This is a genomic window from Variovorax sp. 38R (assembly GCF_014843395.1).
GTDB classification, from domain to species: Bacteria; Pseudomonadota; Gammaproteobacteria; order Burkholderiales; family Burkholderiaceae_C; genus Variovorax; species Variovorax paradoxus_H.
Genome location: NZ_CP062121.1, coordinates 1,880,111 through 1,893,277, shown reverse-complemented (window position 1 = coordinate 1,893,277; position 13,167 = coordinate 1,880,111). Strand labels below are relative to the sequence as shown.

General features: G+C 65.5%; 12 protein-coding genes. 10 read left to right on the top strand and 2 right to left on the bottom strand.

Annotated elements, in window-relative coordinates:
• Nucleotides 1-220: 220 nt before the first annotated feature.
• Genes IG196_RS08500 through IG196_RS08490 form a run of 3 tightly spaced genes read left to right on the top strand, consistent with a single transcriptional unit; the run spans nt 221 to nt 4,626 of the window.
• Nucleotides 221-970: a response regulator transcription factor gene (locus IG196_RS08500; protein ID WP_192195793.1), complete on the top strand. Its 750-nt coding sequence runs from the start codon at nt 221-223 to the stop codon at nt 968-970.
• Nucleotides 970-2,259 carry a FecR domain-containing protein gene (locus IG196_RS08495; RefSeq protein WP_192195792.1) on the top strand — a complete coding sequence of 430 codons (1,290 nt, stop codon included), beginning with the start codon at nt 970-972 and terminating at the stop codon, nt 2,257-2,259. Before IG196_RS08500 ends, IG196_RS08495 begins: the two co-directional genes overlap by 1 nt.
• Before the next feature lie 15 nt (nt 2,260-2,274).
• The gene (locus IG196_RS08490) at nt 2,275-4,626 is read left to right on the top strand and encodes a CHASE2 domain-containing protein (RefSeq protein ID WP_192195791.1); all 2,352 of its coding nucleotides are present in this window, start codon (nt 2,275-2,277) and stop codon (nt 4,624-4,626) included.
• 579 nt (nt 4,627-5,205) lie between these two features.
• On the opposite strand, the gene IG196_RS08485 is transcribed toward IG196_RS08490, so the two are convergent.
• Together IG196_RS08485 and IG196_RS08480 are read right to left on the bottom strand one after the other, a co-directional pair.
• Nucleotides 5,206-6,051 (bottom strand): transporter substrate-binding domain-containing protein, encoded by an 846-nt coding sequence (locus tag IG196_RS08485; protein ID WP_192195790.1) that lies wholly within the window; start codon nt 6,049-6,051, stop codon nt 5,206-5,208.
• Nucleotides 6,052-6,174: 123 nt separating this feature from the next.
• Entirely contained in the window at nt 6,175-7,128 is a 954-nt protein-coding gene (locus IG196_RS08480) for a LysR substrate-binding domain-containing protein (RefSeq protein WP_192195789.1), read from the bottom strand.
• 108 nt (nt 7,129-7,236) lie between these two features.
• Here IG196_RS08480 and metC point away from each other — a divergent pair, with 108 nt between their 5' ends.
• From metC to IG196_RS08445, 7 genes are all read left to right on the top strand, one after another.
• Nucleotides 7,237-8,394: a cystathionine beta-lyase gene (gene metC, locus IG196_RS08475; RefSeq protein WP_192195788.1), complete on the top strand. Its 1,158-nt coding sequence runs from the start codon at nt 7,237-7,239 to the stop codon at nt 8,392-8,394.
• Nucleotides 8,395-8,404: 10 nt separating this feature from the next.
• On the top strand, nt 8,405-9,055 hold the full coding sequence (locus tag IG196_RS08470; RefSeq protein ID WP_192195787.1) for an amino acid ABC transporter permease: 651 nt from the start codon (nt 8,405-8,407) through the stop codon (nt 9,053-9,055).
• Nucleotides 9,052-9,831 (top strand): amino acid ABC transporter ATP-binding protein, encoded by a 780-nt coding sequence (locus IG196_RS08465; RefSeq protein WP_192195786.1) that lies wholly within the window; start codon nt 9,052-9,054, stop codon nt 9,829-9,831. The genes IG196_RS08470 and IG196_RS08465 overlap by 4 nt, the downstream gene beginning before the upstream one ends.
• A 353-nt stretch (nt 9,832-10,184) precedes the next feature.
• A complete protein-coding gene (locus IG196_RS08460) occupies nt 10,185-11,102 on the top strand; it encodes an MBL fold metallo-hydrolase (protein ID WP_192195785.1) in 918 nt (305 codons plus the stop codon).
• A gap of 126 nt (nt 11,103-11,228) precedes the next feature.
• On the top strand, nt 11,229-11,708 hold the full coding sequence (locus tag IG196_RS08455) for a carboxymuconolactone decarboxylase family protein (protein WP_192195784.1): 480 nt from the start codon (nt 11,229-11,231) through the stop codon (nt 11,706-11,708).
• Nucleotides 11,709-12,070: 362 nt separating this feature from the next.
• Complete coding sequence (locus IG196_RS08450; RefSeq protein ID WP_225616976.1) at nt 12,071-12,370, top strand: hypothetical protein; 300 nt, start codon at nt 12,071-12,073, stop codon at nt 12,368-12,370.
• A 44-nt stretch (nt 12,371-12,414) separates the two neighbouring features.
• Nucleotides 12,415-13,164, top strand: a complete 750-nt coding sequence (locus tag IG196_RS08445) for a gluconate 2-dehydrogenase subunit 3 family protein (RefSeq protein WP_192195783.1) — start codon at nt 12,415-12,417, stop codon at nt 13,162-13,164.
• Nucleotides 13,165-13,167 lie beyond the last annotated feature (3 nt).

Genomic DNA, 13,167 nt, shown 5'->3' with positions numbered 1-13,167 from the left:
GGTTGGCGCTACAGGGGGCGGATGATGTCGAGGGCCTTCACGGGCCACAGCGCATGCGTGAGGTTTGGTCAGAATTGCAGCCAGCTTTTGTCTGCATTTGTGAATTTCTTTACTACTTCATAACCATCGCCAACAATGTGGCTTCCGTTCACGCTGCGGAATTCGTCAGATTTCGGGTTTGGATTCACTGTCAGAATTGCCCCCGCCACCTCTGGAGTCCATGCGCATCGCCATCCTTGAAGACGACCCGAACCAGCTCTCGCATCTCGTGCGGACACTCGAGCAGCTGTTAACAATTGGCGAGACGAATGTGACTTGCATCACGTTTTCAAATGGGTCGACCTTGCAGCAGGCGCTGCGGCGGGAAAGCTACGACCTGCTGGTGCTCGACTGGAACGTGCCCGGGCTGGCCGGCGTCGAATTGCTGCAGTGGTTGCGCAAGTGGCAAACCGACAAGGTGCCGGTGCTCATGCTGAGCTCGCGTGCTTCCGAGCATGACGTGGTGCAGGCCCTCACCCTCGGCGCCGACGACTACATCGTCAAACCTTTCCGACCGCTGGAATTGCGCGCACGCGTGCAGCGCCTGATGGCGCGGCGCGTGCCGGTGGCGGCGTCCGACGGCGAGCGCTTCGGGCGCTGGGAGTTCGAACGGGTGTCGCAAAGCGTGCTGATCCACCCCGCGCCGGGCGACGACGACGCAGCGCCGCAGCGGCATGCCCTCACCGACCGCGAGTTCAAGCTCGCTCTGACGTTGTTCCAGCACATGGGCGATGTGGTGTCGCGCGCGCACCTGCTCGAAAGCGCCGGCTATAGCACCGAAGAACTGCCGTCGCGCACGCTGGACAGCCACATCTACCGGCTGCGCAGCAAGCTCGGCCTCGACGCCGAGAGCGGGCTGAGCCTGCGCACGGTCTATGGGCGCGGCTATCGGCTCGAAGCCACGCAACAACCACTGCAGGCGGACGCCTGATGCCGACGAAAGACACCACGACCCACCTGCGCCGCCTGGTGGCATGTGCCGGACTTATCGTCGCCGCGGCGGCGAGCGCACAGTCGCCACATGTGGTGAAGCCCGGCGAAACCTTGTGGGGCATCTCGGGCCAGCAGTTGGCCACGCCGCTGCGCTGGCCCGAAGTGCAGCAGCGCAACCAGGTGGGCGAGCCCCGCCTGCTGCAGCCGGGCACGGTGCTGTACTTTGCCGACGGGCGACTCGTGCCCGAGGGCGCGGCGGTGGTCGCGGCAGTCGAAGGCCGGGCCTCGCGCAAGCGCGCGGGTGTCCCTGAACAGATCCTCACGCCCGGCATGCCGATCCAGGCCGGCGACACGCTCATCACCGGCACCGATGCCTTCGTGACCCTCGGGGTGGCGGGCGGCAGCCGCGTCGTGCTGCCCTCGCGCAGCGCGCTCGAGGTGCTGGCCATCGACGCGAACACGGTGCGGCTGCGGCTCATCGAGGGCCGTGTCGAATCGCAGGTGCACAAGCAGCAGCCGAACCAGCAGTTCGAGATCCGCGCACGGTCGATGGGCCTGGGCGTGCGGGGCACGCACTTCCGCGTGCGCGACGAAGACGGCGTTCTGACCGGCGAGGTCATCGTGGGCGAGGTGGTCGTGCAGCGCACTGCACAGTCCGACCCGCCGCTCGTGCTGCGCGAAGGTCGCGGCGCGGTGCTGCTGGAGAACGGCCCGTCGCAGGCCACAGGCCTGCTGCCGGCGCCCCAACTGGTGGCCGAAACGACGGCACGCAACGACCGCACGTTCCGCTTCACGCCCGTGCCGGGCGCACAGACCTACCGCTTGCAGCTGGCACGCGACGAGCGCTTTTTGCTACCGGTGCACGAACAACGCGGCCCGGGGCCTTCTTTCGCGGTGCCGGCAGAACTGGCATCGGGCCTCTACCAGCTGCGCCTCACGGCCTTCGATGCCGCGCGACTCGAAGGGCTGCCGGGCGACGGCACGGTCTACCTGCCCACGGTCGAAGGCGGCGCGGGCGGCCAGGGCACATCGTCCGTGCTGTCAGACGGGCGCGTGGAGGTCCGCTGGCCGGGCGTCTCCGGGCAACGCTACAGCTTCGAACTCTCGCGCAGCGCCGACTTCGCCGTGCTGCTGCTCAACGAGCCCTCGGTGTACGCCACCGGCATGACGGTCGGCCCCTTCGCGCTCGGCGGGCGCTACCACTGGCGCGCGCGCCAGGCCACCGCCGACGGCGCCACGCCCGCTGCAGCCGCTTTCGGCGGAAGCTTCGACATTCCGGTGCGCTGAGGCGGGGCCACGCGCATGCGGCTCCTCATCGAACGCCTGCTGATGGCGCTGCTGCTGCCGCTGGCGATGCTCGGCCTCGCGCAGCGCCCCGGCCTGCTGCAGATGGACGCCTACATCCACGACCGCCTGCTGATCCTGGCCTCGCACCGCGCGTCGCCCGACATCCTGATCATCGCCATCGACGAGCACAGCCTGCGCGAACTCGGGCGCTGGCCCTGGAGCCGGGAGACCCACGCGCGCCTGCTCGAAGGGCTCGCGCCAGCGGCGCCGCGCGGGGTGCTGCTCGACCTCTTCCTGACCGAGCCGAGCGCCGACCCGCGCGAAGACGCGCGCCTGGCACAAGCCATGGGGCTGCTGCCCGTGTACCTTCCGCTGCTGCATGCGAGCCCCCTGGCCTTCACGAGCCACGAGTGGCCGGGCTTCCTGCCCCCTCTGCCGGACTTTGCCGCGCAGGCCCGCGGCGTCGGGCACGCCGGTCTCGCGCCCGACACCGACGGCGTGGCGCGCACGCTGTACCTGCTCGAAGGCTACCCCGCCCATCTGCAACCCTACGTGGGCGCACTGATCGCGCAGCGAATCCCGCAGCCCGCGCCCGAGGCCTCGTCGACCGACTGGTTGCGCCAGAGCCCGCTGCGCCTGCTGTTCGCCGGCCCGCGCGGCAGCTACCGCACCGTGCCGTATGTGAGCGTGCTGCGCGGTGAAGTGCCCGCCGAGCTGCTGCGCGACAAGCTGCTGCTCGTGGGCGCCACCGCGCCCGGCCTCGGCGACCAGACACTCACGCCCAACGCCAGCATCCGCGGCGTGCTGCCCGGCGTGGAAGTACATGCCAATGCCATCGACAACCTGATGCACGGGCGCAACGTGAGCGTGTCGCCGCCGCTGTGGCATGCAGCCTGGACCGTGGTGCCGCTGTGGATCGCGCTGTGGCTGCTGGTCCGGCGGGGCCGGTACGCGCTGCCGATCGCCGTCGGCCTCGCGAGCACGTGCCTGCTGATCAGCGGCATCGCCATGCTGGCATGCCACTACTGGCTGCCGCCTGTCGCGCCGATGCTCGGCCTGGCCATCCTCTACCTGCTGTGGAGTTGGCGGCGCCTTGAATCGCAGTTCGTCTACCTGCGCCGGCGCGCGCAGGTGCTCGACGCCCTCCCCGGGGGCGCCTTCGAAGTGATGCCCGTGCGCGCACCGGCCCCCGCCGACCCGACGGCGCATCCCCAGCAGGCGCTCGACCGCGCCATTGCACGCCTGCGCCGCATGCAGCAGCTGATGGACAAGGCCATGCAGGCCATGCCCGTGGCCATGCTGATCTGCGATGAAGAGGGGCGCATCGGCTCGGGCAACGCCGCCGCTTTCCGTCTGCTGGGCGGTGGCGCGCTGCCATCGAACGACAACAACTCCGCCGCACTGCGCGGCGTGCGGCTGCCCGAGCTCATCGCGCCTTTGGCGGTGACGCCGGCGAGCGGCACAGACGTGGCCCACGCCGCCCACTGGACCGACCTGCTGCACGGCGAATACGTGACCTCCGACGCGCGCGTGTTCCGCCTCGAAGCCGCGGCTTTCAGCGGCGACGCGCCCGAAGACCGGGGCTGGGTCGTGATGCTGCCCGAGCTCACGGCCGAGCGCGAGGCGCAGCGCCAGCGCGACGAATGGCGGCAGTTCCTGTCGCACGACCTGCGCAGCCCGCAGGTCACGATCCTCAGCATCCTGTCGATGCACGAGACCACCGCCGATGCCGGCATGCGCAACGCGATCCGCCGCGAAGCCGAGCGCACCCTCGCGCTGGCCGAAGGCTTCATGGATTTCGCGCTCGCCGAATCGGACGACTACCGTTTTGCGGACACGCACATCGGCGCTGTGCTGCTCGATGCGAGAGATCAGGTCTGGCACTACGCGCGGGCCCACGGCGTGCGCATCGAAGCGCGCCTGGACGACGACGCTGGCGACACCATCCTCCGCGCCGACGGCGCACTGCTGACCCGCGCCATCGTCAATCTGCTCAACAACGCCATCCGCCACAGCCCGTCGGGGCGCAGCGTGGAACTGCGCATGACGCTCGAGCCTGGCAACGGAAGTGCGGACGCGTCCGGCGTGCGCATTTCCGTAGGCGACCAGGGCTCGGGCATGACGACCGAGCAGCTGGACGCTCTGCTCCACGCATCACGCGGCCGGCGCGTACCGTCCGAGCCTGACGCTGCCGCAAGCGAAACAAAAAACGCCGGCACGCGGCGCATGGGCCTGGGCTTTTCCGTCGTGCGCGCGGTGGTCCAGAAGCACCACGGCACCCTTGGTGCGGAGAGCACGCCCGGCGCCGGCACGACGGTCCGGTTGCTGTTGCCGCTGACCGATTCGCGGCCTAGCACATCGACGTGACGGGCTTTCCCAATCTGATGGGGACAATGTTGTGGAACCTGTACAGCGGCAAGTGGTCCAGTTACTTGTGGCGGGACCCGTACACAAGGTCGAGTTCACCGGCGCCGATGCTGCGACTTGGCAGCTAACGATGCCCGTCGTGCCCAAGTATGCGTTTGCTGGCCAGCAACTCGCGATCTGGTACGTCGTAGGCACCTTCGAGAATGCAAGCACGGTCGAAGGTGGCCTGTTCAACAACCGCCGATTGATGTAGCCGCAGGGCTACGTCCAGCCGGCCGAGTTAGAGGCCAACTAACATCGGCAACGCGGTGCTCAGGCCGTGACCTCCTGACTTAACCCAATAGGTCTTCGCGGGACCCGAGGTGGTTCAGTACCGCCAGTTCGCTGCCCGCGCGAGCAGTCGTTGACCGGCTCGGCGAGCTTGGCTCAGGTCGTCTTAAGTGCGAATGACCGTTGTCGCCCGCAGCGGCCATTGGGCAGCGAAGTCCTGGGGGACAGCAACCAGTCTGAAGTAGTCGTCTACGATCGCCCGCGCGGTATGGCCGAGCGTTCCCACCGCGAAGCTTCAATGAGCGGCCTTCACGGCCTTTCCGCCTTCGAGATTTCTGCGGACATCTGGTAGCTCACGCCCAGCCATCGGTTCGACAGCCGATCGATGGTGCCATCAGCGCGCATGTCCTTCACGGCTTTGCTCACGGCTTCACGCAAAGCTGGCTGATTCTTAGCCATGGCTGCGGCCGAGAGTTGATAGGTGAGGATCGGGCCAACCTCCTTGATTGGCAGCTTGTTCACGGTGGCGTACTTCATTCCCCCGAAATGCGAGCTGATAAGGGCGTCGACGCGGCCGATGGCGAGATCGTTGAACACGAGTCCACCGTTGTCGTAGGTGACGATCTCGGACCCCAGCAGATTTTCCCGAGACCACGATTCGTTGCTGGTGCCGGCGGTCACGCCAATGCGCTTGCCCTTCAGATCGGGTCGGTCCTTGATGTCGTTGTTGGCATTGCGCACGAAGATTCGGAAATCTTCCAGGCCGTATGCCGTGCTGAAGTCGACCTGTTTCTCGCGCTCGGCCGTTGGCGTGAGGTCGTTCATCACGAGGTCGTACTTGCCGGCCTTGAGCCCCTCGACGAAGTTCTTGAAAAGGTCGGCCACAAACTCGACCCGGGCCACGCCGATGCGCTTGGCCACTTCCTTCGCCACTTCGACGTCGTATCCCGCAGGCTGGTTCTTGTCGTCCAGCATGCTCCACGGCGGGCTGGCCTGTGTGTTCGCGATCCGGATCACGCCCGTTGCTCTCGCACTCGCGAGGATGTCACGCGGTTGCTGTTGTGCCCAAGCGGGCGTGGCCAGCACAGTGGCAATCGCCGAAGCGGCAACCAGTGTGCAGAGCAGTCTTCGATGCAGGGGGCGTGTTCGATTCATGTCGCGGTCCAGAGTTGTAGGTCGATCCAGTGGGTGCCATCTTGTCGCGCTGCACCGCCCTGCCGCAATCCGGCGTCGCTAGTTGCTCGATAAGCTGAACTTATGCACCAATCAGGGAAACTACTATCCCCTTTTAGGTGCCCTGCTGATCGCGGAGACCGGGGACCGACCGAGGACCTCGCGCAATCGCTTGAAGTCCGCATCCAGCTGGATACGCATGACGCGCAGCAGTTCTTTGGCGTTGTCCGACAGCGGCATGCCGGGCCGAAACACAAGCAGCGAAGTCGCGGGAATGTCGAAGGCCATCGGCTTGAGCAGCAGGCCGCGCGACAGGTAGTCCAGGGCCATGACCGGATGCGCCATTCCCATGCCGACACCGTTCAGCGCGAACTCGCACACCGAGTTCGAGTAAGGCGTCTCGATCACAGGCCGCAGGACCTTGCCCCGCGCCGCCAGCGCCTCCTCCAATGCGCGTCGTCCCACGTCTTCGGGATTGAGCGCGATGAACGGGTGGGCCGCCAGATCGTCGGCGTCGAGCACTTTTTTCCTGGCCAGCGGATGCTGCGCATTCATGACGATGACGCCGCACACCGATGCGAAGGGCGAATGCTCGAGGCCCGTTACCGACAACTCTTCCGCCATGAGGCCGAAGTCGAGTTGTCCGGCTGACACCTGCTGGTAGACCTCGCGCGAACTCATGACCTGGAACGACAGCTGGATCTGCCGCTTGTCGAGCCCGAATGCCGCGATGGCGCGCGGCATGAAGCCGGTGCCCAGCGCCGGGAGCGAGCCGATGGCCAGACGTCCGAGCCCGAACGACTTGAGGCTGCGGATGCGGTGCTCGATCATTTCCAGGCCGGTGAAGTAGCGGTCCACTTCCACCATCAGCGCCACGGCCTCCTGTGTCGGCACGAGCCGCCCCCGCACGCGCTCGAACAGGCGCAGCTCACAGGCCTGCTCGAACTTGCGCAGCGACTGGCTCACCGCCGGTTGCGACACGCCCAGCAGGTTCGCAGCCTGGCTGGTGGTGCCGGCGCGCATCACCGCGCGAAAGACCTCGATGTCGCGCTTTTCCATCCATAACCTCCGTTTATCGAGCGAGTAATCCGCGCTCTTGAGTTGATCGAACGCCTGACAAATACTCCAGCGCACCGAAAGACAACCTAACCTGGACGAATAGCATAGATGCAATCAATTGCCACAACTAATGACCAGTTCGAAAGCCTGTCGCCGCCCGTGATGCGCGCATCGACGGTCGTCTTCAAGACCTTCGACGACTTCGTCCAACGTAAAAGTCGGCAGCCCGACGGCTTCAGCTACGGCATCACCGGCACGCCGACGGCGCGAGGCCTCGAGAGAAAGATCGCGGCACTGGAGGGGGGGCGACATTGCGTCGTCACGCCTTCGGGGCAGTCGGCACTGATGACCACTGTCATGGGCTTCGTGCGCGGCGGAGACCACTTGCTGGTATCGGCCGCGTGCTACGGCGCGCTCAAGACCTTCGCGCTGAAGTGGCTCGCGCAAATGGATGTGGAGGTGGAGTTCTACCCGCCTGCCATCGGCGCGGAAATCGAATCGCTGATTCGTCCAACCACTCGCATGATCTGCATGGAGTCGCCCGGCACCGTGACCATGGAAATGCAGGACACGCCCGCCATCGCCGCGGTGGCGCGCCGCCGTGGCGTGCTCACGATGATGGACAACACCTGGGCCAGCCCACTGGGCTTCAGGCCGCTGGATCACGGCGTCGACTTCAGCATCGAGGCTGCGACCAAGTTCCTCGGCGGCCACTCCGACCTGCTGATGGGCAGCATCAGCATGAACGACCATGCGCACTACGAGGTGCTGCGCGAGACGCAAAGCATCCTCGGCCAGCAAGTGAGCCCGGACGACTGTTTCCTCGTGCTGCGCGGGCTGGAGACCCTCAAGTTGCGGCTCGAAGCCCAGAGCGCATCCACTCTGCGCGTGGCGCGGTGGCTGGCCGATCAACCCGAGGTGGAGCGGCTGCTGTACCCACCGCTTGAATCCGACCCCGGCCACGCCTTGTGGAAGCGCGATTTCCGCACCAACGGCTGCCTGTTCTCCCTGGTGCTCAAGCCCGGCCCCGAGCGCGCCTTCCATGGCTTCTTCGATTCGCTGAAGCAGTTCGTCATCGGCGCGAGCTGGGGCGGCGTGCACAGCTTGGCGGCCTACTATCCCGCGGCGTTGCAGGCCGAACGCGTGTTCCCTGCCACCGACCAGCCGGTGATTCGCCTGTCGATCGGGCTGGAGGACACCGACGACCTCATCGCCGACCTGGAGGCCGGGTTGGCGGGCTACGGCGCGCTGTTGCCCGCAGGTTGAGGAGGACAAGATGCTCGACCTGTTCCTCAGGGCACTGCCCTTGCTCGAGAAGGCGGTGCTGGTCACCCTCGGCCTCGGCCTGTCTGCATTCTTCTGTGGCTGCGTGCTGGGATTGCTGATAGCGCTGGCGCGGATCTCTCCGTTTCGGCCATTGCGCTGGTTCGCCTTTTCGTACGTTTCGATCTTTCGCGGCACGCCGCTTCTGATACAGATCCTGCTGATCTACTTCGGTCTGCCGAGCTACGGCATCGTGATCTCTCCGATTCCCTCTGCGCTGCTTGCGCTGAGCCTGTTCGCCGCGGCCTACCTCAGTGAAAACTTCCGCTCCGGAATCATGGCCGTGGAAAAGGGCCAGTGGGAGGCTGCGTGGGCCATGGGCATGGGCTACTGGAAGACGCTGTTTCGCATCGTGTTGCCGCAGGCCTTCCGCATCGCCCTGCCCCCGGTGGGCAGCAGGCTCATCGGTCTCATGAAGGACACATCGCTCGCATCGACCGTCACTGTCGTAGAGCTCACTCGCGTGGCCGAGCAGTTGGGCGCCACGACCTTTCGCTACATGGAGATGTTCCTCATCGTCGGAGCCATCTACTGGTTCATCAACCAGGTGCTCACCATCCTGCAGACCTGGCTCGAAAGCCATCTCTCGAAGCGCTACACATGAACACATCCTCCACTCACATCACTTCCCCGGTGCAGGTGCAAGGCCTGGCCAAGAGCTTCGGCGCGAACCACGTGCTTCGGCAGATCGATCTCACCGTGGCACGCGGCGAGGTCGTGGTCATCATGGGCCCCTCGGGTTCTGGCAAGACCACGCTGATCCGCTCGCTCAACTTTCTGGAGATGCCCGACCGCGGCACCATCCGCATGTGCGGCATCGAGATTGCCGACGCGGGCCCGAAGCCTTCGGGGGACACCCGTCGCAAGATGCGCGAGATCCGCAAGAAGACCGCGATGGTGTTCCAGTCGTTCAACCTGTTCGGACACATGACGGCAGTGGAGAACGTGATCGAGGGAATGGTGTCGGTACAGGGCATCCGCAAATCGGCGGCGCTGCCACGCGGGCTCGACCTGCTCGCGCAGGTCGGTCTCTTGGAGAAGGCCAACGAGTACCCGGGACGCCTTTCGGGCGGGCAGAAACAGCGCGTGGCCATCGCACGCGCCCTGGCCATGAACCCCGAAGTCATTCTCTTTGACGAGCCGACCTCCGCGCTCGATCCTGAACTGCGCGGCGAGGTGCTCAAGGTGATGCGCGATCTTGCGGAAAAAGGCATGACGATGCTGGTTGTGACACACGAGACGCGATTCGCGAAGGACGTCGCCGATCGCATCGTGTTCATGGAAGGCGGCGTGATCGCGGAAGACACGTCGCCCGATCATTTCTTCGGCCCGTCCGCAAGCCAGCGCTCGCGAGATTTCCTTGGGTTGATCGAAGACTGATTGCCACACGCAGCAGGGCTGGAACGACCCAGCTGCGAAGGAAACTCAAGGCCCTCGGTCTGCGCGTGTCGACGTTTCGCAGTCAACGCGGCTTCTCACAGTCTCGCCTCGAACGGGGTGACCGAAGACCGTCACCACCGATCAAGAGATTGACGTGTTTGTTGCGTATCAGGCACCACTGTGCGTCCGTTCACGAGCCTACCGGCGCGCGCACCCCCTCCCTACGATCAACGGCATGCGGCCTTCTGCCGTGACCCGTGCCTGACAACCCCTGGGAGTTGAACGGCAACTTGCTGCCAGTCGCCTGGCAGGTTAGGCCCGCGCAACCGGGCCGCCCTTTTGGAGATTCCGCCATGTCCCCCACAGATGACACCTTGCAACCCACGAGCGAGAAGCCCAAAGATCCGGTGCCCTCCCGTTACGCGCTGCGCATCGGCGATATCGACGCGCTGGTGGTCAGTGACGGCGTGCTGCCGCTGCCCACCTCGACCATGGCCACCAACGCCGACCCGGCAGATCTGGCGAGCTGGCTGGACCAGATGTTCATGCCGCCCGACAAGTACGACTGGCCGCTGAACGTGATGGTGGCCCGCAGCGGCGACCAGACCATCCTCATCGACGCCGGCCTGGGCGGCCAGTTCCCGGGATTTCCCCGCGCCGGGCAGTTTCCCCAGCGTCTGGCCGCGGCCGGGATCGAACTCGAGTCCGTCACCGACGTGATCTTCACCCACATGCACATGGACCACGTGGGCGGGCTGCTCGTTCCCGGCATCAAGGAACGCCTGCGCCCCGACGTGCGCATCCACGTGGCCAAGGCAGAGGTGGACTTCTGGATCTCGCCCGATTTCTCCCACACAGTGATGCCTAAGCCCGTGCCGGAGGTGCTGCGCTCGACTGCCAAGAGCTTCTACAACGAATACCGCGATCGCATCCAGACCTTCGAGGAGCGCCGCGAGGTCGCGCCGGGCGTGGTGGTCCGCCGTACCGGCGGCCACACACCAGGGCACAGCGTGGTCGACCTAGTGTCGGGCGGTGAGCGCCTGACGTTCGCCGGCGACGCCATGTTCCCGGTCGCGTTCGACCACCCTGACTGGCAGAACGGCTTCGAGCACGACCCGGAGAAAGCGGCCGAAGTTCGCATCGGCCTCCTGCGCGAAATGGCGCAGAACCGCGGGCTGCTGGTGGCCGCTCACCTGCCCTTCCCTTCCCTTGGCCGCGTGGCGATCGACGGTGACATCTTTCGCTGGGTTCCGATCATCTGGGACTACTGATCGCGGCCTGCGGCGCGCAAGCAGGCCGCCGGCCTGTTGCGCCGGATCGTCGATGCACAGAATTTTTCTTCTCTCTCGCGCTCTTCGCGAACGGGTACCTCAGCCGCACTGAGGGCGGAGCCACACATGACTCATCGCCTCAACTACATCAAGCAATCGCCCGAGCTCTTCAAGAAGCTGATCGAGTTCAGCACGCTGGTGGACAACGGCATCATCGAGCAGACGATTCGGGACCTCGTCGCCATCCGCGCCTCGCAGATCAACGGCTGCGCGTTCTGCCTCGACATGCACATCAAGGAAGCCAAGATCCATGGCGAACGCGAACTGCGCATTCACCATCTGGCCGCATGGCGTGAATCAACGCTGTTCGTTCCCCGCGAACGCGCGGCCCTGGCCTGGACCGAGGTGCTGACCAAGCTGCCCGAGCAGGGCGTGCCCGACGACATCTACGAGCGCGTGCGCACCCAGCTGTCGGAAAAAGAACTCTCGGAACTGACCTTCAGCGTCATGGCCATCAACGCATGGAACCGCGTGAACATCGCGTTCCAGACCGTGCCTGGATCGTCCGACAAGGCCTTCGGCCTGGACAAGGCCAACCTCTCCTGAGTTTCTTTCGCAGGCGTCGCCGCCGCTGGCGGTGCCGCTTGCTCTTCCTGCGCGATACACCCTTCGCGCCGAAGACCGATGGCGTCTCGGGAGCACAGCCTCCTTCGCCCTCGATGGCTGCGCCTCGCAGACCATTCCCTTTTTTCCCCGCTTCGAATTCCTTCTCTCGCCATCGCGGAGGCGCAGCCGTGCGTCTTTGAACAGCGCGCTTTCAATCGCACTCAAGCAGTGATACGGCGCCATTGATGCCACTGGCTCACTGCGGCGTTTCGCTCGACAGGGCTACCGCATCGAACTGTCGAAACCTAGATTTGAGTGCAACAGATGCAGAACGCGCGAACCCGTTTTCCTCATCGCACGCTATGCCTGTCCATCCGCCGTCAACGGTTTTTCCGCCCGATGGCTCCCTCAAATTTTTGGAGCAGTTGATGACGAAAAGAATTCTCCTCGCGGCGCTGCTGGCCGGCCTCGCCACATCGATATCGATCTATGCGATCCAGGCAGCCGGTGCTGTCGCGCCTGCGCCGGCGACGGTCGAGACTCCGGTCGCCAGCGCGTTCCACTCGCTCGATCAGTCGTATCCGGCGCCCCAGGAGCCTTTGGACCACACGCCGATCACGCCGACAGAAACAGTGGGCGCCGCGCCCTACGAGCCCTTCTGATCGATGTGTCTGCACGAACTCTGCCCCCACGAAGAAAGCCCCCCATGTCCCTGATTGACCAAGAGCCCCCCGCGCGACGTCTCTTTCTACGCCAGATCGGCGGCGCTTCCAGCGTCGCAGCGCTTGCGGCGCCCGCACTGCTGAGCGGCCTCGGCAGCCCGCTCGCTTCGGCGCAGGGCAGCGCAACGCAGTCGACCGGTACCGCTCGCTCCACTGGCTACCTGTCGCTGGGCCCTCAGGAAGCCGCCTGCGTCGAGGCCCTCGTCAACGTGATGTGCCCGGCCGATGCAATGACACCGAATGGGGTCGACTGCGGCTTGCATCTGTACATCGATCACCAGCTGGCCGGTGGCTGGGGGCGTGGTGACCAGCTCTACCGACAAGGCCCTTGGCGCCCCGGCAAGCCGCAGCATGGCTACCAGTCGCCCCTCACACCCGAGCAGCACTTCAAGGCCGGTCTTGCGGTGCTGCGCCGCGCGGCCGGTCAACGCACCGGCAAGCCCATCGAGCAGCTCGAAGCCGGGCGGCTCGACGCCCTGCTGCAGGAGGTCTCTGCCGGCCAGGTGGATGACGAGCGCTATGCGCTCGGTGCCTGGTTCAACGACTTCTTCTATCCGCTGTTCGTTCAGGCCTGCTTTGCCGACCCGATGTACGGCGGCAACCGCGACAAGGCCTTTTGGCGCGCCGTTGGCTTCCCCGGCCTGCCCGCTTTTCACGGCCGGAACGTGGTCCAGTACCGCGGCCTGCCCTTCCCTGGCGCGGCCAAGCCGCAGTCGATCGATGACTTCAGCTGAAGG